Annotated in this window: 17 protein-coding genes; 9 read left to right on the top strand and 8 right to left on the bottom strand. The window is 43.8% G+C overall.

Annotated features, from left to right (window positions below; genetic code table 11):
• The first annotated feature begins 808 nt into the window (after positions 1 to 808).
• On the top strand, positions 809 to 3,100 hold the full coding sequence (locus H9653_RS10165) for a cation:proton antiporter domain-containing protein (protein WP_191692282.1): 2,292 nt from the start codon (positions 809 to 811) through the stop codon (positions 3,098 to 3,100).
• Positions 3,101 to 3,201: 101 nt separating this feature from the next.
• Here the strand turns inward: H9653_RS10165 and tmk are convergent, their stop codons facing one another.
• Both tmk and mltG read right to left on the bottom strand, forming a co-directional pair.
• Complete coding sequence (tmk, locus tag H9653_RS10160; protein WP_191692281.1) at positions 3,202 to 3,918, bottom strand: dTMP kinase; 717 nt, start codon at positions 3,916 to 3,918, stop codon at positions 3,202 to 3,204.
• A 106-nt stretch (positions 3,919 to 4,024) separates the two neighbouring features.
• Entirely contained in the window at positions 4,025 to 5,311 is a 1,287-nt protein-coding gene (gene mltG / locus H9653_RS10155; protein ID WP_191692280.1) for an endolytic transglycosylase MltG, read from the bottom strand.
• A 169-nt stretch (positions 5,312 to 5,480) separates the two neighbouring features.
• Here mltG and H9653_RS10150 point away from each other — a divergent pair, with 169 nt between their 5' ends.
• Together H9653_RS10150 and H9653_RS10145 are read left to right on the top strand one after the other, a co-directional pair.
• Complete coding sequence (locus tag H9653_RS10150; RefSeq protein WP_191692279.1) at positions 5,481 to 6,245, top strand: DpnI domain-containing protein; 765 nt, start codon at positions 5,481 to 5,483, stop codon at positions 6,243 to 6,245.
• A 118-nt stretch (positions 6,246 to 6,363) separates the two neighbouring features.
• Positions 6,364 to 6,552 carry a DpnD/PcfM family protein gene (locus H9653_RS10145; protein ID WP_191692278.1) on the top strand — a complete coding sequence of 63 codons (189 nt, stop codon included), beginning with the start codon at positions 6,364 to 6,366 and terminating at the stop codon, positions 6,550 to 6,552.
• A 6-nt stretch (positions 6,553 to 6,558) separates the two neighbouring features.
• Here H9653_RS10145 and H9653_RS10140 read toward each other — a convergent pair whose 3' ends face one another.
• Both H9653_RS10140 and H9653_RS10135 read right to left on the bottom strand, forming a co-directional pair.
• Positions 6,559 to 7,506, bottom strand: coding sequence for an aminotransferase class IV (locus tag H9653_RS10140; RefSeq protein ID WP_191692277.1), 948 nt, complete (start codon positions 7,504 to 7,506; stop codon positions 6,559 to 6,561).
• 15 nt (positions 7,507 to 7,521) lie between these two features.
• The gene (locus H9653_RS10135) at positions 7,522 to 8,196 is read right to left on the bottom strand and encodes a hypothetical protein (protein WP_191692276.1); all 675 of its coding nucleotides are present in this window, start codon (positions 8,194 to 8,196) and stop codon (positions 7,522 to 7,524) included.
• 528 nt (positions 8,197 to 8,724) lie between these two features.
• On the opposite strand from H9653_RS10135, the gene aroE reads away from it, so the two are divergent.
• Positions 8,725 to 9,576: a shikimate dehydrogenase gene (gene aroE, locus H9653_RS10130; protein WP_191692275.1), complete on the top strand. Its 852-nt coding sequence runs from the start codon at positions 8,725 to 8,727 to the stop codon at positions 9,574 to 9,576.
• Between the two features lie 81 nt (positions 9,577 to 9,657).
• Here aroE and H9653_RS10125 read toward each other — a convergent pair whose 3' ends face one another.
• Complete coding sequence (locus tag H9653_RS10125) at positions 9,658 to 10,809, bottom strand: FUSC family protein (RefSeq protein WP_191692274.1); 1,152 nt, start codon at positions 10,807 to 10,809, stop codon at positions 9,658 to 9,660.
• A gap of 469 nt (positions 10,810 to 11,278) precedes the next feature.
• On the opposite strand from H9653_RS10125, the gene H9653_RS10120 reads away from it, so the two are divergent.
• Positions 11,279 to 13,099, top strand: a complete 1,821-nt coding sequence (locus H9653_RS10120; protein ID WP_191692273.1) for an acyl-CoA dehydrogenase C-terminal domain-containing protein — start codon at positions 11,279 to 11,281, stop codon at positions 13,097 to 13,099.
• A gap of 163 nt (positions 13,100 to 13,262) precedes the next feature.
• Entirely contained in the window at positions 13,263 to 13,742 is a 480-nt protein-coding gene (locus tag H9653_RS10115; RefSeq protein WP_225211717.1) for a hypothetical protein, read from the top strand.
• A gap of 50 nt (positions 13,743 to 13,792) precedes the next feature.
• Here the strand turns inward: H9653_RS10115 and H9653_RS10110 are convergent, their stop codons facing one another.
• Positions 13,793 to 14,164, bottom strand: coding sequence for a 5-carboxymethyl-2-hydroxymuconate Delta-isomerase (locus H9653_RS10110; protein WP_191692272.1), 372 nt, complete (start codon positions 14,162 to 14,164; stop codon positions 13,793 to 13,795).
• Between the two features lie 111 nt (positions 14,165 to 14,275).
• Entirely contained in the window at positions 14,276 to 14,764 is a 489-nt protein-coding gene (gene ybaK / locus H9653_RS10105) for a Cys-tRNA(Pro) deacylase (RefSeq protein ID WP_191692271.1), read from the bottom strand.
• Positions 14,765 to 15,057: 293 nt separating this feature from the next.
• Here ybaK and plsB point away from each other — a divergent pair, with 293 nt between their 5' ends.
• On the top strand, positions 15,058 to 17,952 hold the full coding sequence (plsB, locus tag H9653_RS10100) for a glycerol-3-phosphate 1-O-acyltransferase PlsB (RefSeq protein WP_191692270.1): 2,895 nt from the start codon (positions 15,058 to 15,060) through the stop codon (positions 17,950 to 17,952).
• Positions 17,953 to 18,064: 112 nt separating this feature from the next.
• Here the strand turns inward: plsB and ettA are convergent, their stop codons facing one another.
• Complete coding sequence (ettA, locus tag H9653_RS10095; RefSeq protein WP_191692290.1) at positions 18,065 to 19,726, bottom strand: energy-dependent translational throttle protein EttA; 1,662 nt, start codon at positions 19,724 to 19,726, stop codon at positions 18,065 to 18,067.
• Positions 19,727 to 20,184: 458 nt separating this feature from the next.
• Between ettA and H9653_RS10090 the strand changes: the two genes are divergently transcribed.
• Positions 20,185 to 20,475 (top strand): GNAT family N-acetyltransferase, encoded by a 291-nt coding sequence (locus H9653_RS10090; protein ID WP_191692269.1) that lies wholly within the window; start codon positions 20,185 to 20,187, stop codon positions 20,473 to 20,475.
• Between the two features lie 295 nt (positions 20,476 to 20,770).
• Positions 20,771 to 21,064 carry a 4a-hydroxytetrahydrobiopterin dehydratase gene (locus H9653_RS10085; protein WP_068407727.1) on the top strand — a complete coding sequence of 98 codons (294 nt, stop codon included), beginning with the start codon at positions 20,771 to 20,773 and terminating at the stop codon, positions 21,062 to 21,064.
• Positions 21,065 to 21,233 lie beyond the last annotated feature (169 nt).

The raw sequence follows: 21,233 nt of genomic DNA, 5'->3' as shown, positions 1-21,233 counted from the left end.
TACCCTCCATATAATGGGTCTTTATAATTGTTATAAACGGTTTGAATAGGACCGTTATGAATAATAATTTAGGCGTTTTATTTATATATTATGCTGATAATAGCTCAGTTTACTCATTCGCTAACCTCTAAAGCTAACATTTAAAAATTGATTTTTATATTGGTCTTTGCATTGCTGGCTGAGAGATTTTACCGCTTGCTTTTGTTATCTGCGTTCAGCATAAACTTTGGGAAATGCAAACTTACAAAGAAGAATGCTTGTTAGTTTACCGTCCATTTTCGACTTATGGTATAAAACTTTATCTTTTCTATCATAAAGATAGCCTTATTGCTAACATACCAGCACTACTCCCCTTTAATAAGCGTTCTTAGCTGAGAATCAAGTGGCGCAAAGATTGCTCTAGAATACGTCAAATAAAACCATGTTATGATAACAAGCCAAATAATCTATATGGCAAACAAAAGTTAATTTTCTTAGGTCGTTATTTTAGCAAATTGGCGATCATCAGCTTATTTTTTCATCTTTTGCTTTTTAGATTCTGCTTAGGGATCTAAAAAGCTTTTGTCTTTACGGCGATATCGTACTGATAGCCAACCTCACTTGTGCTTTGATTACTTGTGCTTTGATTACTTGTGCTTTGATTATAGTGTGGTTGATGCTTTTATTAACAAGCGCTAGATTTAGCGCTCAGCGGTGACAGATATTGCAACACTATATTTAGACGACTTTTGCTGCGGCTTACGCTAGCAGCGCTGGTAGTGCGCCTGAATAGATATAAAATATGACAAGATTATAAAAGGATTAATTTATGGATACCGCCTTATTGTTATCCGGCGTGGTTGGGCTCGGTATTGCCGCCCAATGGTTGGCTTGGTATTTAAAGCAACCGTCCATTTTGTTTTTATTACTGATTGGTATTATTGTTGGCCCGATATTGGGCGCTTTTGACCCAGATTTGGTACTCGGCGAGCTGATGTTCCCGTTTATCTCATTGGGGGTGGCGATTATTTTATTTGAAGGCTCGCTGACTTTAGAGTTTGATGAGATTAAGCAGCACGGCTCTGTGGTACAGATGCTGGTGTCAGTCGGTGTCCTTATTACCATTGTCATTGTGGCGCTATCGACTTACCTGTTGTTTGATGTCGACCCTTTGATTGCTTTGCTATTTGGTGCGCTGGTTTGTGTGACTGGCCCTACGGTCATTATGCCGTTACTGCGCAGCGTGCGTCCGAATAAAACCATTTCTAACATTTTGAAATGGGAAGGTATCATCATTGACCCTATCGGCGCGATTGCAGTGGTTTTGGTCTATGAATATATCATTTCAGGCGGCGAAGCCAGTAGTATCTTACTGTTTGCCAAAATTGTAGTATTGGCAGTGGCCATGGGCTTAGCGGGCGCGTGGTTATTGGCGTTTTTAATGCGCCGCCATATGATTCCTGAGTTTTTACGTAATGTCTTTACCTTAGCTTTTGTACTGCTCCTGTTTTCTATCTCCAACCATTTAGAGCACGAGTCCGGCTTATTAACGGTCACCGTCCTTGGCGTGGCGCTGGCTAACTGGCCAAAATTCCCGCGGGAGACGATTTTAGAGTTTAATGAATCGCTGACCATTTTATTGGTATCGGTATTATTTATCATTCTTGCGGCTCGCGTTGAGCTTTCAAGCTTATTAAGCGTTGGCTTTGCAGGTTTGGTGCTGCTCGCGATTGTGATGTTTGTCGCGCGTCCGTTATCGGTATGGGCATCGTCTATCGGCTCCAATCTAAAAACCAATGAAAAGCTGATGATTAGTTGGATTGGGCCGCGCGGTATCGTTGCCGCTGCTATCTCGTCGCTTTTTGCCATTCGCTTGCAAGAGTATGATATTCAAGGCGTTGAGCTGCTCGTACCTTTGGTTTTCCTCGTCATTATCGGCACAGTAATGATTCAAGGTTTGGGCGCCAAAATGGTTGGTAATTTCTTGGGCGTCCGTGAGCCTGAAACCAACGGTATCTTAGTCGTTGGCTCCAACCCTATCGCTTTATTGGTAGCGACGTCTTTAAAAGACCAAGGTTTTGATGTCATCGTCGCCCATAATAACTATACTAATATCGCCAAAGCTCGTATGAGTGGTTTGCGTACTTACTTTGGCAATCCTATCTCTGACCATGCCGACCATCACTTAGACCTTATCGGTATTGGGCGTCTGTTTGCCATGAGTACCGATAGAGAAATGAATACCTTGTCTGAAATTCATTACCGTCATGAGTTTGGCGAGCGTAAAATCTATCGCCTTAAATTCAGTGATGAAAAAGTCAAAAGCGAGCGCGATGATAAGCAAGGCAACTTCCATTCGCAGTGGTTGTTTGGTAAAGATGTGACTTATGCCAAGCTTGCCAGTATGCTGTCGAAAAAAGCGCGTATCAAAATCACCAACATCACCGACAGCTATAGCTTTGAGCAATATAAGGCCGATAATAAGCAATTCGTGCCGCTTTATACCGTCGATAAAGAAGGTAAACTGCACGTGATTACCGATAATTTCGATGGCACCGTACCACGTGATCGTAAGCTGATTTCATTGGTCGTCGATGATGAAGTGCAACCAAAAGCGGTCGATGTAACGGCAAAACAAGAGCAGGCACGCGCGGCGGCAGATGCCAGCTTTGAATCCAGCTCGAAAGCGCCTGAAAAGCGTAAAGAAATAGAGCTTACCGATGATAGTAATGATACCACTACGTCAGAGACTGCATTAACCACTGCTAAAGAAGTCAATGTAGCAGAAGTCTCCGAGTCAGAAAAGGTACAAGACAAACAGGCCGATAGCGTTACTGTTACGCCTAATAAAATTCAGGTATCAAGCACGACGGTTAAGAAAGATAACGTGCAAACAACAGAGTCTGATGCTACTGCTCCTAATGGTTCTACCAATGCTATAAATAAAGGTGTCATGTCGGATAATTCGACCGCAACTTCGAAAACCAAAACCTCTAGTAATACCAACGGTAATGGCAGCGCACCGAAAACCAAAAAAGGCACGCTTGACCCCAATCGTTTACCCGACTCCAGTGGTGACAACCTTGATAACGTTGACAGCATGGATATAGATAAAGAGTAGAGTTATCTTTTTAATATTTTCCATAAACGATAAAAGCCCCAACTGCGCAGTTGGGGCTTTTTTTGGACAATATAAGGTAGAAATGACAACGTTAAAAAACCTTAGCTTAGCGCAAATTTTTCCTGCACCGCTTGCCAAATACGCTCGCTGACTTCTTCGGCACTGCCTGACGCATCAATACGCTGGATACGCTCAGGCTGCTCTCTGGCAAGGACACTAAAACCTTGATGTACTCTAGTAAAAAACTCCGTCGCTTGCTGCTCAAAACGGTCAGCAGCGCTGCGTTTATTGGCGCGCGCCATGCCTTCTAATACTGGCAAATCTAGCCATAAGGTCAGCTCTGGTAATTGTTCAACAAATTGCTCGATAAGCATAGCAATTTTAGCACGTACCGTACTATCACCATGGGCACGCCCAAAACCTTGGTAGGCAACGGTCGAATCAGTAAAGCGGTCACATATTACCCACGTTCCACGTTGTAGAGCAGGTAAAATCACTTGCTGCAAATGGTCACAGCGCGCGGCAAACATCAGTAGCAGCTCGGTATCATCGTTAATTTTGGTATCAGGGTCTAACAAAATAGCACGCAGCTGCTCGGCAAACGGACTGCCACCCGGCTCGCGGGTACGCAGATAGTCGATGCCTTTTGCTTGCAAATGGTCGCAAAGCTGCTCAATAGCGGTGGTCTTACCAACGCCTTCGGTCCCTTCAAAGCTGATAAAGTGCCCTTGATTGGACGCTGTACTAAAAGATGCGGTATTAGTAGAATGCTTAGGCGAATTTATTTGCGCTGATTTATCTGGTAGGGATGCTGACATGATATGACCTTATGTCATTGATGAGCGTTATGGCGTTATATAGATAGCTATATGACGCCATAACGCTCAGTACACGATAGGTTTTTAGAAAAGATAAAGGATTAAATTACGGCGGCGGTGTTTGTGCTTTTTTCTGACGCATGACGCTGAGATATTCCTTGACCGCTTGGTTATGCTCATTTAAGCTATTGGTAAATTTGTGCCCGCCGTTACCGGTCGCCACAAAATATAACGCTTCGCTATCGGCAGGATGCAAAGTCGCTTCAATCGAGGCCGCAGATGGCAGCGCGATTGGCGTTGGCGGCAAACCATCGATTTGATAGGTGTTATAAGCGGTCTTTTCATCGATGTCTTGACGGCGAATATTGCCTTCATAACGGCTGCCCATCCCATAAATAATGGTCGGATCGGTTTGCAAGCGCATATTTTTATTCAAACGATTGCTAAATACCGCCGAGACCAAAGGACGCTCTTCTGCCACGCTGGTTTCTTTTTCGATAATCGATGCCATTACCAGCGCTTCATACGGACTGTCATAAGGCAGATCAGGGTCGCGATTTTCCCACGCTTTGGTCAATGCTTGCTGCTGACGCTTATACAAATCGGTCAATACCTGCTTATCCGTGCTGCCCTCACCATAATAATACGTATCAGGCGCAAACCAGCCTTCAAGATTGTGATTGACGATAGCATCATTACTATTGACCACCGAATCTGGTAAAATGCCAACCAAATCCAACGCCTGCGCGATGCTGGCATTCGTGCTATCCGCCGTCAGTACTTCTTTTTTGATGCCTTTATTATCTCGCAGCGCCTGATATAAATCTTTTGAGGTTTTGCCTTCGATAATCTGTACCTTGACCATCGCCGCTTTTACCCCTTGCCCCAATACTTCTAAGGCTTCAGCAAAGGTAGGGTTTTCTGGTAATTGATAAATACCGGCGTGCAATGGGCCATCGATTTGCGTTTTCATATAAAGCTTGGCAATCGTGGCAGAAAACAGCGGTATTTGCTGCTGCCACTGCGGTAATAGCCCATAATACGTCTGACCCGACTCAATCGTCACCATCTGCTGCGGCTGCTCAATACGGCCAAACAGCGTCTGATACACCATCACCAAAAAGAACGCTGCAATCAGCCCAAGCACCAATAACACCTGATAACCACGCTGCATAAAAAACGAGGGATTATCAGCTTTATAGTGGCGCGGTTTAGTGCCACCGCTAATGAGTGAGATATCTGTCGCCGGTACTTCCTCTGCGCTAACGTCGTCAATGATAGGTTTTTTGTCTGGCGCTGTCCTCTCAACAGGCTGCTCCAGCGCGGCGTCATGTTCATTTTTTGGCGACTCATCAGGGCGTTTAGGGGGTATTTCAGGTGTTGGCTTGCTCATGGCAACTCGCGAGGCAGAAGTTTGCTAGAATTTAGCACTGAACTGGGCGATTTTCAATGGTATTTGCTTAGCTTATCAATTAACTTGGTGTTTAGAGTAAATTATATGGCGTAATACTCATATCGCTTATTTATCACTTTGAATTCTTCCTTTAATAAGAAAATCGGCTATGAACCTCAATTTCAATCAAAGTCTTGCCAAAAACTATACATCTGAATCGCAAAAAATTCGTGTGCTTAGTGAAAATTGGGTTGCTAAGCAAAGTTATTGCCCCAGTTGCAATGCCGAACCCTTAGTTGAATTTGCCAATAACCAACCCGTCGCCGATTTTTATTGCGCACATTGCAGCGAGGAATATGAGCTAAAAAGTAAAAAGGCAAAACTGAGCCACCTAATTAATGATGGCGCTTATGACACTATGATTCATCGAATCAATAGCAAGAACAATCCAAGCTTTTTCTTTTTAACCTATTCGCCAGAATACAAAGTTAATAACTTTTTAATCATCCCTAAGCATTTTTTTAAACCCGATATGATTGTTAAACGCAAGCCTTTATCCATCACTGCCAAACGTGCCGGTTGGGTTGGCTGCAATATAGACTTGCGCAAAGTGCCCGAATCAGGAAAGGTGTTTTTGGTTAAAAACGAGCAAGTTATACCACGCAATAATGTCACCGAGCACTTTCAAAAAACCTTGTTTTTACGTAAGCAAACTATCGCTTCACGTGGTTGGACACTAGACGTTTGGCAGTGCATCGACAGACTCGACGCCAACTTCTCTCTCAATCAGGTTTATGCGTTTGCCGACCTATTAAAACTCAAACATCCTGAAAACAACCACATTAAAGATAAAATCCGTCAGCAATTACAAGTATTACGTGATAGAGGTATTATTGAATTTATCGGTCGTGGGCATTATTACAAATTATATTAAGCGCTTTTATTATCTTTTACTCACTTCACAAAGGACGATCACTTCTTTTAGTCACTTTTGCTAACCTAGCGGATATAAATCCTAAAGAAATTTTGATAAGCAAGTATTGAGAGTAGTGATGATAAAAAGTGATAAGACAGTAGAGAAAATCTTTCAGATAGAGATTGTCGAGACGTTAAGTAACATCATAGAGATTAGCGCAGAGAACGAGCAAGAAGCACTATTAAAAGCGCAAGATATGTATAAAAAAGAGGAAGTTATTTTGTACGCAGATGTTTGTATTGATACCAAATTTAATATTCTTTAAATACAGTTAAATCGCTTCAAAACTCACCACTTCACCCGACAATAACCTCAGACTACTCATGGGCATAATACCGCGCAGCGCATTACAAAAGAATAGCTGGCTTAAATGGAGCAAATCCTCATCTTGTAACGACCTGTTGATAACGGGGTTATTGCTAGTCGATAATGTATCGATAATCACTTGCCGCATCACGCCAGCAACGCCCGATTGCGCCATCGACGGCGTATACCATTGACCTTGGGTTAAATAGTTGCTGTTGTTTTGAGAGTGTGGACGATTGGACGATTTTGCGACTGGCGCTTCTACTAATTGATAAAACACATTACTCATCGTGCCCTCAATCCAGCGCCCACTCATATCGCGTAGCAGACCTTCAGCGATGCTTGGCTTGATAGTGCCTGCCAATGTCTTAGCTTTGATAGCTTGCAGCTCGCCACTTGCCAGCACATTATCGAGGCGATTTAAGCTTTTAAGTCCAGCAAGCGTTGGCGGCAAACAAGCAATTTGAGAGGATAAGCAAATGGCGCTCGCGGTAGGTTGTAGCGGGATAAATTGCCCATCAGCGAGTGGCAGCGATCGTGCGGTAGTAATGGCCATTGGTGAGGATTTAAGCCAAATCTCGCACGCACTGCCGCCACCAATATTTGGTGTATAACCATAACCACGGACTTCTTGCTCAGCGCGCGTGATTATAAGTTTTAGCATACCTTGCTGTAATTGCTTGGCATGTATTTTTAACATGGCTAATAGCAACTGGCTGTCCAACTGTAGCTGCAAGGCTGTCGCATGCGAGACAAGGCGCTGCTGATGATAGTCGAACCACAGTATCTGCCCATCGATGACGCCCATAGTGGTAAAAAAACCGTCACCGTATGCCAGCCCGCGATTATCCAATGATAATTTAGCCTCTGTAGCATTTGATGGGTGCAGACATGTCCAGCTATTGGGCGACATTCAGGCCAGCCCCGCTTATTTATCAGCAGTTTGAGCAGCAGATTTATTAATCACTAGCATACAGCTATAAAACTCGCATTTTGCCAGCTCTACTTTTTGACCGCCGATGGTTTTATTTTTGGCGATTTGACCGCCGAGCATATCAGCGACCAGCTTGCCGCCTTCATCGCCCATTAATTGACGCGCCAGCTGATAAGCTTTTTTGGCATGGTTTTGACTGATTTCTTTTTCTTTATCAGAGTCGGTTGGATTGGCAAAATACCAGCCAAGCTCGAGGTATTTTTCAGAATCAATCAGGTCCAAATACGGCGCATTATCCTGCATAAATCGATATTTGGACGCCGGATTACTGGCATAGTCCAAGCTATTTTCGTCGGTGCTGACCACTTTACCAAAGGCTGATTGTATCTTTTTAAGCTCATCGATACTTAAGGATGTTACTTTGGCAGTGCCCCACGAGGCGATATCGTATTTTACTGGCGTCCCTTGCGCAGCTGTTGCGCCATCAAGATCAGCGTTGGCGTTGGGGTTTTCTGCCTTGGAGGTCTCAGCGGCGGTCTGCTCGCTATTATCAGCGCCTGCTTCTTTGGCGGCAGTATCACTCTCTGTATTGCTATTACAGGCGCTCAAAGACACGCCAACTGCCATTATCGTACTGACCATCAAGGTCTGTAGGCTTTTATTCCACATGGGCAATGTACTCACACTTTTAAAGGGATCCAAAAACGATATTAACGAGCGGGGTTTGCTGCCGCTGATAACGAAAAATGTCTGTTAAACTTTCATAGTTATATAATTTATTGGTTATAGGCTTTGGTAGCAGTCAAATTGTTAAATACTGCCTTTTAATCATCGTAAAATGCAAGGCCGACTAAAATCTTCATGCTCCCTAGTTTACCCAACTGCTTAACACTTGACTAGCTTTTACCTTACACTTACCGCTCCGGCAGAGTACAGATTTGTTAAAGGCCTCACGAGATAAAGGCGTGATCTGTCTGGCCAATTATTCGCTCAGTTTTTGCCCTTTTATTGGCTTAGCATAATTGGCTTAGCTTAGTTGGTTTAGTATAGGTTTGTGAAAGTTAACGTTATCCCCTATGATAAGTAGGATTTATTAAATGACATTGCATAAGATAATTAAACGGCCACTTTTTTATTGATAACTTCTCACCTGTTGATTTTGCCTATATTTCACCCTTTACAAGCAGCGGACCCTTTATGACCCAGCATTTTATCGTTATAGGCAATCCGATTGCCCACAGCAAATCCCCTGAAATCCATACGCAGTTCGCTGTGCAGACAGGCTTAGAGATTAGCTATCAGCGCCAGTATTGCCCTGATGATGTAGCCAGCTTTACTGCGGTGATTGAGGCATTTTTTCAGGGCGGCGGCGTTGGTGCTAACGTGACTGTGCCCTTTAAGCAAGTAGCTTATCAGTGCTGCGCGGCGCGTGGCGGCTTGTCTGAACACGCTAAGGTTGCAGGCGCTGTTAATACTTTGTTGATCAATAAAACGTTGTTAAAAAATGGCACACCGATAGCCGAGGCGATATATGGCGATAATACCGATGGCCAAGGGTTGGTCAATCACATGACAAGTTTAGATTGGCCGCTAAAGGGCGCGCGTGTGGCAATAATCGGCGCAGGCGGCGCGGCGCGCGGGGTGATATTGCCATTGATTGAAGCGGGTATCAGCGAGCTTACCCTTGCCAATCGTACATTAAATAAAGCGACAAATTTAGTTACTGATCTAAACGCTGCAAGTGAGACAATTGCTAAGCAGCAGATTAAAACCTGTAGCACTGAAACGCTAAGCGGTGAGTTTGATATCATTATCAATGCTACCTCGATTGGGCTAACGGGCGATACGCTGCCGCTTAGCGACCAACTAGACGGCCATTATGCTTACGATATGATGTATGGACGTGAGCTGCCGTTTTTGCAGCATTTTACCAAGCGCGGCGCACAAACGTCAGACGGTTATGGCATGCTTATCGGGCAGGCAGCGTTAAGTTTTGAGCGTTGGACAGAACATAAAGTCGATGTTGCGCAAGTCATCGACAGTTTATAAGTACATTGAATGAACAGCTTAAACCGCGACTAAAAAAGCCATATGAATAGAAATCATACAGCTTTTTATCTGCTAAAAAATTTAGCTAAAACGCGCTAGCAGCCAATTCTCCATCCGGCGCAGCGGCACGCGTAAATCGGTCGAATGCATCACCACCCCGCCGCTTAGCCCCACCACGCAGCCAATCATGGTATCAAACAAACGCGCCAAAATGACCTCTTGATAAGCTTGTTCAGTAAACGGCAACCCACTGCCATATTCGGCAATAAATATCGTCAGCGGCGTGATAAATATTACCGCCAAGCCATAATGGCGGTCGACCAAGGTTTCGATACATAGCATTAAGCCTAATATCGCCAGCGCCACGCCCCATATCGGCAAACCCCACGCCAGCATCCATCCCGCCAGACCAACGCCAACCAGGGTACCAAGCAAACGATGTATCTGCTTAATCCACATGGTACGCAAATGAATACCTTGGATAATCAAAAAACAGCTGACCGCTGCCCAATAGGGATTTGATAAATTTAAGCTCAGCGCGATGACTAAAGATAGACTGACAAAACCGGCGACAATCAGACTCTCTGTTATGGTATCGGGCTCATAGTTATAGGTCGGCGTCGGTGTCGCTGGACGCGTCGCCAATAAGAACAGCGAATACAGCAGCGCCATGACCAAAGCAAAACCACTACCGAGCATCACCAACCCCGTGGCTGGCATGACGTCTTCTAAAGGCAGCGGAATAAATAGCGCAATCGCCCCCGCCATCATCACAAACAAACCTGCGGGCGGCGGCTGGCGATAATAGCGCCCAAAAATTACAATACCAAACGCCATCAAGGTAAATATCGGCAGTTTTAAGGGCGGAATTTGCTGCGCTATCAGACCAAGGGCAAAACACAGCGACATCGCAAACCCCCATGCCATCACCGTCACCAAACGAAACGGCAGCTTACCTGCTAACGGGGTATTTAAAATAACCATCGCCCCTAACGACGCTTTGATACCAGACGGCAAAGCATCAAAATACGCCCCGACAAATACCGGAAAGCTAATGGTAATTGCAGCGATAATCGGCATATGCCACGGTCGCTTGCTACGGTTGACGGTTAATAAATGGTTAAGCTCACCATCGATGAGTTTTTTTAACCGCCCAACTACTGCCATTAGCCAAAATACTGGCGTCTTTTTCTGCTCTGTTTGGTATGCTAATTTGCGCTTTGGTGCGCTCATAAATTGTGTTCCTTTATTCTGTTTGGGCACGCAACTCATACACTTAACGGTTGTTTTGCGTCTATCCCGCTGTCTATACTAAAACTTACGCTGCAACCTGTACTAAAACTATGGTTGTTTATAAAACTGGACTTATTGATGCCTGTTTATAAATAAATAACCATTTATATTTATAACTTAAATTTTTACGTTTTTTAATATATTATGAATATTAGTTATCGGTTGTATATTTGTGGCTATAGAAGATTTATACTGACCTCAATGCTACGACAGCTGTTTTTTATCAAGGATGCCTTAACGGTTATCAAAATGGACAAGCTGTTCTTAATAAACTTAGATGACGACCTGTGATACTGTCTGCCTTTATCCCAGATAATTAAACTCCCGTTTACATGAACCATAGCTCAATTGATGAGCCGACAGTCTATGCTAACGAACTATGCTAATGAAATAATCAAAGAGAGCGACTATGTTAACTTACAAAGCACCTTTGCGTGATATCAAGTTTTTGATAAATGATGTTTTTGACTATCAAACGCATTATAAAAGCCTAGACAATGGCGAAAACGCCGATCCTGAAACCGTCGATATGATTTTGCAAGGCTTTGCTGACTTTGCTGAGAATGTCTTAGCGCCTTTGTACCAGCCAGCGGATGAAGAAGGCTGTCATTTTGAAAATGGTGTGGTCACTACGCCTAAAGGTTTTAAAGAAGCTTATGACCAGTTCGTCGAAGGCGGCTGGCAAGGTATTTCGTACCCTGAAGAGTACGGCGGTATGAACTTACCGATGTCAATCAACCTTATTAAGTCTGAAATGATGGGTACGGCTAACTGGCCTTGGGCGATGTATCCTGGCCTATCAACTGGTTGTATCAACACCTTACTACAGTACGGTACCGACGAGCAAAAAGCGATTTATTTACCTAAATTGGTTGAAGGTACGTGGTCGGGCACCATGTGTTTGACTGAGCCGCAGTGTGGTACTGACTTGGGTCAGGTTAAATCAAAAGCCATCCCGCAAGATGACGGTACTTATAAAATCAGCGGTACCAAGATTTTTATCTCAAGTGGCGAGCATGACTTAACCGACAATATCGTCCATATCGTTTTAGCTCGTCTACCAAATGCGCCAGAAGGCACACGCGGTATCTCATTGTTCATCGTACCAAAATTCTTGCCAAATGCTGAAGGTGAATCTGGCGAGCGTAATGGCGTGGTTTGTGGCTCTATCGAGCACAAAATGGGTATCAGCTCATCGTCAACTTGTGTTTTAAACTTCGATGACGCAGTTGGTTACTTAATTGGTGAGCCAAATAAAGGCTTGAAAGCGATGTTCACCTTTATGAACACTGCTCGTATCGGTACTGGTATTCAAGGTTTGGCGCACACTGAATTGTCTTTCCAAAACGCCCTACCATACGCTAAAGACCGTCGCTCTATGCGTACGCTATCAGGCACGAAAGACCCTGAAAAAGTGGCTGATGCGATTATTCATCATGCCGACGTACGCCGTATGCTATTGACCCAAAAAGCCTTTGCTGAAGGCGGTCGCTCAATGATTTATCACTCAGCGCGCTATGCCGACAAAATGTCTCAAGGCGTTGCCAATGGTGATGACGCTGAGTTTGAAAAATGGGATGACAAATTGGGTTTTTATACGCCTATCCTAAAAGGCTTTTTAACGGAGCTTGGTATTGAAGCGGCCAAACACGGTCAGCAAATCTACGGTGGTCACGGCTATATCAAAGAATGGGGCATGGAGCTTATCGCTCGTGATGCCCGTATTGCGACGATGTACGAAGGTACCACTGGCGTACAGGCGCTTGACTTACTCGGTCGTAAAGTTATCTTGCAGTCTAAAGGTAAAATTATCCGTGATTACACCTCAAGCATTATGAAATGGTGCGGCGAGTATGCGCTTGATAAAGACATGCGTAAATTCGTTTGGGCACTGACCAAACTATGTGCTGAGTGGAACACCTTGACCGTACGCTTGATGCTGATGGCGCGTAAAGACCGTGAAATCATCTCTGCGGCATCAGATGACTTTTTGATGTACTCAGGCTATGTGATGATGGGTTATCACTGGGCGCGCATGGCGGCGGTCGCTTATGACAAGCTTGAAAAAGGCGGCACTGAGTCACCAGAATTCTACAAAGCTAAGATTCAAACTGCAGAGTTTTACTTTGATAAAATCTTACCGCGTACCTCAGGCCATGCTGAAAGTATGGTTGCTCCAAGCGAGAGCATGACGGCAATGGCAATCGATAACTTTGCTTTCCTAGACTAAGATTGCTTCACAATTGAGCAAATAATTAACAAGAAAAGCGCCTATTCATTAGGCGCTTTTTTATGTTTAATATAAAGTCAGAGAAGATACTAGAACCATAGTTATCAAGTAATAGACATGCAAATAATAGACAGCTGATAAAATATAATTTAATAAGGAAGTAATGATGTTGTCGATTAATAACAGAACCGCTTTATCAAGTACACGAGCGCTAAAAACGCTATTATTGAGTGCCGTATTAATCAGCGTTGGCGCCAATAGCGCGCTGGCTAAAACCAGTGACACTCCCATTCATTTTGCCAAAGGTGCTATTAGTAGCGTGGTCACGGGTAAATTAAATCCTAACGAACAGGAGCGCTGGTATCGTTTTAATGCCGCCGCTGCGCAATACGCCATCATTAATATTGCGCCACTTACTGGCACGTCTGAGACCGCCAATGTCGGCGTCCTACATATGCCAAATGGTAAATATGATGGCACCAAAGGCGGGATTATTTACCAAGGCTGCCTACCCGCAACTGGCGAATATCGCTTACGTATCGCCCGCAATTTGATGGCGACTCACGGTGAAACCGCTGGTTATAAGGCTGAGGTCATGGTACTGCCTAAGTTTGCCAGTAAGTCGCTATGTGCAGATAAGTAGCTGGCCTGTCATTTTTATAAATCACTCTTATAAACAATTGAGCCTAGCGTTTAGCTCAGCATTTTTTTATGATAAATCGCGCTGATTTCCTCTACTTCGACACAGATTTGAATGTCGGCGCGTCCTGATTGCTGTGCATTCAAGCTTTCCTCTATAGCAGCCGTTAATAATTCAGCGAGTTGATGGCGTATGACTTCGTCACGGCCGCTCATAATTTTTAGATACGCAAAAACAAAGCCATTGCGCTGCTCGTCATCTTCCACGCCAACCAAAAACGTCTCAATCGGTACGATACGGGCTTTTATATCAGCAGGTTTACCAAAGTGTCCACTGTCCCATAGTGCTTGATTTAATGCTTTTAGAAATGATTCTTCATGAGTAATCGTGACGTTTGGCGTCACTTGAATGGTTAAATGCGGCATGGGTAACATCCTTATTTAAAAATAGCAATTCTACTAATAAGCAGCGCAAACACTATTGAGAGCAAATGACAAAGGCGCAGAATAAACGGCGTGTAAAATTCTTCTTGAATACTAATCATCGATGATATCTACAAAGCGCGCGTTAAGCGTGGTCGCTAATTGCTCAGGTGGCAACTCAATCTCTAGACCTCGGCGACCGCCACTCACATAGATAGTCGCTTGCTGTTGCGCGGCGGCATGGATAAGCGTCGGTAGGCGCTTTTTTTGCCCCAATGGGCTAACGCCACCGAGCACATAACCCGTCGACCGTTCGACCAATTTAGGCTCAGCCATTTGTACTTTTTTACAAGCCAGCATTTTATTGCTCGATAAAGCCTTCGCCATTTTTTTAAAATTTAGCGTTTGATCGACCGGCAAAATCGCTACGGCCAGCGCACCTGCGTCGGTTGTCACCACCAAGGTTTTAAACACCCGCTCGGCAGTAATGCCCAGTTTTTCTACTGCTTCTAGTCCGAAAGAGGCGGCGGCGCTGTCGTGAGTATATTCATGCAACTTATAATCAAGGCTTTGCTGTTTGGCAAGTTTGATAGCAGGGGTCATAATATTTTGGCTTAGAATAATGAAGTTAAAAGATAAAATTCTACATAGATTTGAATGTAAATATTTTGATTTAATGCCATACAGTATTGCGCGAAATCGCAGATTTTTCTACCTCTGACTTTAAATAATTTCGCCTTTTAACGGTTGGCTCGTTAAGTATTCTCTGGCATTTAAACCAGTATTCTATGCCGTTATGAGATTAATATTGGCAGTATATACAGACACCATATATCGCTTTGATGGCTTTTATGGCATCATAAGCTCACCATATTTGACTAATTTTGATACTGATTATGATACCGAAGTTCTTAAAAAAACGGATTTTTAAAGCGCCCGTCGCAACTGATCATACAACCTCGACCCCAGAATTCGAGACTGAGATGTTGCCGGTTGCCTCAACCCTTTATGCCAATGCGCCGATTAACCAGCTCTATCGCAAGCTGTCGGGTCAGCTGCTTGATGTGGCTGTGAAGCCAAAGCTTTTGGGCGAGTTGCCAGAATTTGACGATGACGACAATATCCTTAGGTTTTATGTGCTGCAAGATTATTCGCGCTCCAACAGTATTTTGATTGACCTACAAACACAAGAGCACAATCTGCCACCCGCCTTGGTCGGTGTGCAAGATATTACTCATGATGTTAAAGAAAATGCCGCCATCATCTTTTTACATCACCCCCATGCCAAAGACAGCCAGTTATCACCTCGCCTATCGCGTCTGGTTGCCGCGGTCTTACAACATCCAGAATTACAAGTGCGTTTGGTGCCAGTGTCGATCCTATGGGGACGCGCGCCAGAAAAAGAAGACTCGCTATTTAAACTGTTGACTGCCGATAACTGGGAAGATCCTAGCATCACCAAGCAGTTATTTAATATCGGGGTGATGGGGCGTGATACCTTTGTCCAATTCCATCCACCGCAAGATTTGCGTACCCTTATCAATGATAGCCTTAAAGGCGATGGCGAAGGATTCTCTGTCTTTGATTCAGTAGCCAGCGATTTAAAAGACAGTCTCGCACAAGATACTTTATTAGAAGACCGTTTATTAAAAGACAGTTTATTAGACGACACTTTATTAAAAGAAGGTGCTTTAGAAGATAGCGGATTAACAGCTAATATTCTAAATAACAGTGCTGCAAAGAATAGCAAAAATATCATAAATGAAGTCGACGAAGCGCCAAGCTATGCCATGGTTGCCGCAGCGGATGGCAACCGTGAACTGGTGCGCTCATTACAACAGCAGCTTAATATCTATTTAGACAAACAGCGTGCCAGTATGCTTGGTCCTGATTTGTCAGACAGACGCAACTTGGTCGACAAGTTGGTATATTCACCAGCTATTAAAAACGCCATAGAAGCCGAAGCAGAAGCTTCTGGTATCAGCGTCCGTGAAGCCCGTGCCTTGGCAAAAGGCTATGCCAATGAGATGGTTAATGACTATTCGCACTCTATCGTGCGCGGTTTTTATAAGTTCCTTACTTGGCTATGGACGCAACTTTATGATGGCGTCGAAGTACATCATTTTGAGCGTGTACGCGAGCTGGCAGCAGATTACGAGCTGGTTTACGTACCTTGTCACCGTAGCCATGTCGATTACCTGCTGCTGTCTTATGTCATCTATAAGCGCGGCCTGAGTATTCCTTATGTTGCTGCTGGTGACAATTTAGATGTGCCAGTATTGGGGCCGTTATTGCGCGGTGCCGTTGCCTTTTATATTCGTCGTAGCTTCCGTGGTAACGCGCTTTATACCGCGGTACTCCGTGAGTATATGCACACGCTGATTACCCGTAACACGCCGATTGAGTACTTTATCGAGGGCGGACGCTCGCGTTCAGGACGTCTATTACCGCCAAAAATGGGTATGCTGGCGATGACGGTACATAGCCAGTTACGCCGAACCAATAAACCTGTGGTGTTTATACCGACCTATATCGGTTACGAGCGCATTATGGAAGGCGGCACTTATGTGGGCGAGCTAAAAGGCAAGCCAAAAGAGTCAGAATCGCTAATAGGTCTCCTCAAAGTTGGCCGTAAGATTGAGCGTATCTTTGGTAATGTACATTTAAGCTTTGGCACGCCGCTGCATCTTAGCGACTTTATGCAAAAATTCGATGTGCCGGCCAACAGCTTACCTGCCGATCGCACCGACACGCCACTCGATGATAAAACCAGCGCCATGGTGGATAATATCGGCGTCAAAGTCATGCAGCATATCAATAAGGCCGCGGTCATTACTCCAGTGTCGTTATTGTCATTGGTCTTATTATCGGCACCAAAGGCGGCGCTTGATGAAGATATTTGCCGTGAGCAAATCGCCCTTTATCAAGGTCTGGCTCAGCACTTGCCTTACTCTGATGATACGATTATCACCGATATGACGCCGCAGCAAATCATCGATTATGGTATTAAGCTAAAACTTATCGAGCGCATACCGCATATCTTGGGTGATATTATTCAAGTTGCTGGCAAACAGGCGGCGCTACTAAGCTATTTCCGCAATAATATCCTGCATGTCTTTATTTTATTGTCTTTCTTATCCGCTCTAGTAGCACGTAACGGCCGCATTGAGCGCAGCCGTCTCAATAGTATCGCCGAGCAGTTATATCCATTTTTACAAAGCGAGCTGTTCCTCTATTATTCAGCGCATGGTCTTCAAGAGACGCTGAATAAAAAAGTCGATAGCCTGCTTGCAAGTGGCCTGATTGTAGAATTAAGCGATGGTATGTTGAGCGTCCCTGAGACCAATAGCAAATGCTATCAGCAGCTACAAGTACTGGCGACGCCAGTTGAACAAAGCCTTGAGCGTTACTTTATGACCCTTGCGCTACTCGCTCAGCAAGGCTCAGGCAATCTGACCGAAAACGAAGTTGTTGACCTCTGTCATTTGCTTGGTCAGCGTTTATCAGTACTGTATGCTGACGACATTCCTGACTTCTTTGACCGTGCGCTATTCACCAGCTTTATCGGTGCCTTGATTCGTCTTGATTATCTGCAAAAAGATGAAGAAACTGGCATCTTAATTTTCGATCAGCGTATCGATAATATTGCCCATCATGCAAAATATGTCCTGAGTCCTGATATGATGCAAATCTTGCAGCAAGTGGCGAGCCTCAATGAAGAAGAAATTGCCCACGCCATTACTGAAATTAGCAATAAAAAGCAGCGTAAGTTTGGCCGTAAGCGTTCATAAAGCAACGTAAAAGCTGAACATAAAAAAGACCTCTAATAGATTAGAGGTCTTTTTTTATATCTAAATTATTGTCTAAAAATACTTATGACAAACAAAGTTTTTAGCAAAGATTCTAGGTAGAAATCTTTTTATACTTCATGCGCTTCGGACTGGCGTCATCACCCATGGTCTTTTTACGATAAGTTTCAAACTCAGAATAGTTACCATCGAACCAAATTGGGCCTTCTTCTTCGAATGCCAAAATATGGGTCGCGATACGGTCAAGGAACCAGCGATCATGCGACACTACCATTACCGTACCTGGGAATACTTGAATGGCATCCTCTAGCGCACGTAAGGTTTCGATATCCAAATCGTTTGATGGTTCATCAAGGAGCAAGACGTTAGCGCCCTGTTTTAGTGTCTTAGCAAGTTGTAAACGGTTACGCTCACCACCTGATAATTGACCGACGTGCTTTTGTTGGTCTGAACCTTTAAAATTAAAGCGGCCGATATAAGCGCGGCTTGGGGTTTCATAGTCGCCTACTTTGATGATATCGAGGCCGTCAGAGACTTCTTCCCAAACAGTCTTTTTGTCATCTAAGTTATCACGTACCTGTCCGACGTAAGCGACTTTGACACTTTCACCCAAATCGACTGAGCCGGTATCTGGCGTATCACGCTCGGTAATCATGTTAAATAGCGTGGTTTTACCCGCACCGTTTGGACCGATAATGCCAACGATAGCGCCCGCTGGGACGTTAAAGCTTAAGTTTTCATAAAGCAGACGATCACCAAACGATTTAGAGATATCGTTGACTTCGATGACTTTATTACCCAAACGAGGACCCGGTGGAATATAAATCTCAGAGGTCTCATTACGCTGTTGGAACTCTTTTGAGTTCAATTCCTCAAAACGCTGCACGCGTGATTTAGACTTGGCTTGCTGACCTTTTTGGTTTTTACGAATCCACTCAAGCTCTTTTTTCAGCGCTTTCGCAAACGATTCTTCTTGTTTATTTTGCTGTTCTAAACGGGTGTTCTTTTGCTCGAGCCATTCAGTGTAGTTGCCTTCGTACGGATAGCCATGGCCACGGTCAAGCTCCAAAATCCACTGAGCGACGTTATCCAAGAAATAACGGTCATGGGTAATGGCGACGATGGTACCGCTATAGTTCTGCAAGAATTGCTCAAGCCAAGCAACCGATTCAGCGTCCAAATGGTTGGTCGGTTCGTCAAGTAACAGCATATCAGGACGTGACAACAGCAGACGACATAGTGCCACACGGCGTTTTTCACCACCTGATAGTTTGCTAACGTCCGCATCCCATGGCGGTAAACGTAGCGCATCAGCAGCTTTTTCTAGCTGGGTATTTAAATTATGCGCATCCCATGCTTGAATGATGTCTTCCATTTTGCCTTGTTCTTCGGCAAGCTTATCAAAGTCGGCATCAGGTTCAGCATATTCTGCATAAATGGCATCGAGGCGTGACAGCGCATCTAAAGCTTCACGCATACCATCTTCGACGTTGCCGCGGACATCTTTACTGTCATCAAGCTGTGGTTCCTGCGGTAGATAACCAACCTTCGTACCTGCTTGCGCGCGCGCTTCGCCGCTAAAGTCTTTATCCACGCCCGCCATGATACGTAGCAAAGTTGATTTACCTGAACCGTTAATACCTAGCACACCAATCTTGGCGCCAGGGAAAAATGATAGGTTGATATTCTTTAAAATTTCACGCTTAGGCGGAACAAGTTTTGACACGTTGTTCATCGTGTAGATATATTGAGCCATTAACACTCCGATAGACTGCATAGACGAGACGTGCAAACCAGAATTAGCAATCATGCCAAACGGGCTGCGCCTCAAAAATCAGGGTTATAAATTGTTTACCATTATCGCATTGTGGCGCAACCCCTGCAAGCTAACGGACTGTTTTACCTGTCTTTATATGCCTTTTAACTTTTTTTGCAGGCTTTTTACGCTTAGCTGTCTGTTTTAGTAGCTTTCTCTGCCAAAACCTTTATACAAAATCCTCCCTTACAAACTCTTGTCGCAATGTTTGAATTAAAGTAAGGCTATTAACATTCGCCCTATCTAGCCTTACGGTAAATGACTAGAAAATTCATTTAAAAAAGCTCACAATACCTAGGATAAGATATTAAAAAGTGAATAGATAATGATCACTTAATTAATAATTAGCTAATTAAAAGCTAGAAATAATTATAAATATCAATAATTGGAGAATCTTTATGAGTAATAACGACAAACAGAATCTAGATATCGTTCACAATGAGCAAGCCAAGCGTTTTGAAACGTCAATCAATGGTCATACTGGTTATATCAGCTATCAAGAGCGCGGCGATCAACTGGTATACGACCATACCATCGTGCCACAAGAATTGGGTGGTCGCGGTGTTGGGTCTGCACTGGTTAAGCATGCCTTAAACTACGCGCAGGATAATAACAAAAAAGTGGTGCCACAGTGCTCGTTTGTCGCCTCATATATCGATAAACACCCTGAATATAAAAGATTGCTTTAAGCTTAACAAAACAAGCCAATGATAGATAAAGCTTTATAGTAGTAACTATATAGTAGTAATTATGCTATAAAAGCCTTATCTTGGTTTAAGCGCTAAAACGTACGACTACCCTCCTATTTATCTGACGATAATTATTATATTTTTGCTTGCAATGATGTAATAAAGACCATCAGAGTTAGGTGGGTTTTTTGTCCTATGTGCTTTTTGTCATGACATTGGGTAAGAGAAGATATATAAAATGAAATAAAAACCCGCAAACCGATAACCCTCCCTAATAATAATAAAGGATATCACCATGAGTAGTTTATCTAACCAACAAATCGACTTACAATTGGAAGACTTGGCTGGCTGGCGGCGCGACGGCAATAGTATCGTCAAAAGCTATCATTTCAGCGATTTTATTGAAGCGATGAGCTTTATGAATCAAGCCGCTTTTTATGCCGAGGCGCTCGAACATCATCCTGAATGGAGCAATACTTATAACGTTGTTGATGTCCGCCTGACCACGCACGATACGGGTGGTATCACAAGCCTAGATATTCGCCTTGCAAAACGTATGGAACATATTATCCAGCCTAAAACTTTCTAGAACCACATAAGACGTTTGGCACTAAAAGTAATCAAAATAGTCAAATTTTAGCCATAAAAAAAGTCCTCAATCGAGGACTTTTTCTTATTACCAACCCCAGTTCGGGATAAGGGCTCAAAAAAAGATAAAAAAAGAAGTCCAAAGTTGCTAAAGTAAGTTTACCAAGACC

It is taken from the genome of Psychrobacter communis (assembly GCF_014836505.1).
GTDB lineage: Bacteria > Pseudomonadota > Gammaproteobacteria > Pseudomonadales > Moraxellaceae > Psychrobacter > Psychrobacter faecalis.
Note: the sequence above shows the minus strand (reverse complement) of the source record. Positions and strands in the feature narration are given on the sequence as shown.

Excerpts from the sequence above, each read along its gene's own strand:
- H9653_RS10090 (WP_191692269.1), top strand. The coding sequence starts at position 20,185 with ATGAGTAATAACGACAAACAGAATCTAGATATCGTTCACAATGAGCAA.
- mltG (WP_191692280.1), bottom strand. The coding sequence starts at position 5,311 with ATGAGCAAGCCAACACCTGAAATACCCCCTAAACGCCCTGATGAGTCG.
- H9653_RS10115 (WP_225211717.1), top strand. The coding sequence starts at position 13,263 with ATGATGTTGTCGATTAATAACAGAACCGCTTTATCAAGTACACGAGCG.
- H9653_RS10135 (WP_191692276.1), bottom strand. The coding sequence starts at position 8,196 with ATGTGGAATAAAAGCCTACAGACCTTGATGGTCAGTACGATAATGGCA.
- tmk (WP_191692281.1), bottom strand. The coding sequence starts at position 3,918 with ATGTCAGCATCCCTACCAGATAAATCAGCGCAAATAAATTCGCCTAAG.
- H9653_RS10165 (WP_191692282.1), top strand. The coding sequence starts at position 809 with ATGGATACCGCCTTATTGTTATCCGGCGTGGTTGGGCTCGGTATTGCC.
- plsB (WP_191692270.1), top strand. The coding sequence starts at position 15,058 with ATGATACCGAAGTTCTTAAAAAAACGGATTTTTAAAGCGCCCGTCGCA.
- H9653_RS10150 (WP_191692279.1), top strand. The coding sequence starts at position 5,481 with ATGAACCTCAATTTCAATCAAAGTCTTGCCAAAAACTATACATCTGAA.
- H9653_RS10110 (WP_191692272.1), bottom strand. The coding sequence starts at position 14,164 with ATGCCGCATTTAACCATTCAAGTGACGCCAAACGTCACGATTACTCAT.
- aroE (WP_191692275.1), top strand. The coding sequence starts at position 8,725 with ATGACCCAGCATTTTATCGTTATAGGCAATCCGATTGCCCACAGCAAA.
- ybaK (WP_191692271.1), bottom strand. The coding sequence starts at position 14,764 with ATGACCCCTGCTATCAAACTTGCCAAACAGCAAAGCCTTGATTATAAG.
- H9653_RS10120 (WP_191692273.1), top strand. The coding sequence starts at position 11,279 with ATGTTAACTTACAAAGCACCTTTGCGTGATATCAAGTTTTTGATAAAT.
- H9653_RS10140 (WP_191692277.1), bottom strand. The coding sequence starts at position 7,506 with ATGTCGCCCAATAGCTGGACATGTCTGCACCCATCAAATGCTACAGAG.
- H9653_RS10085 (WP_068407727.1), top strand. The coding sequence starts at position 20,771 with ATGAGTAGTTTATCTAACCAACAAATCGACTTACAATTGGAAGACTTG.
- H9653_RS10125 (WP_191692274.1), bottom strand. The coding sequence starts at position 10,809 with ATGAGCGCACCAAAGCGCAAATTAGCATACCAAACAGAGCAGAAAAAG.
- ettA (WP_191692290.1), bottom strand. The coding sequence starts at position 19,726 with ATGGCTCAATATATCTACACGATGAACAACGTGTCAAAACTTGTTCCG.
- H9653_RS10145 (WP_191692278.1), top strand. The coding sequence starts at position 6,364 with ATGATAAAAAGTGATAAGACAGTAGAGAAAATCTTTCAGATAGAGATT.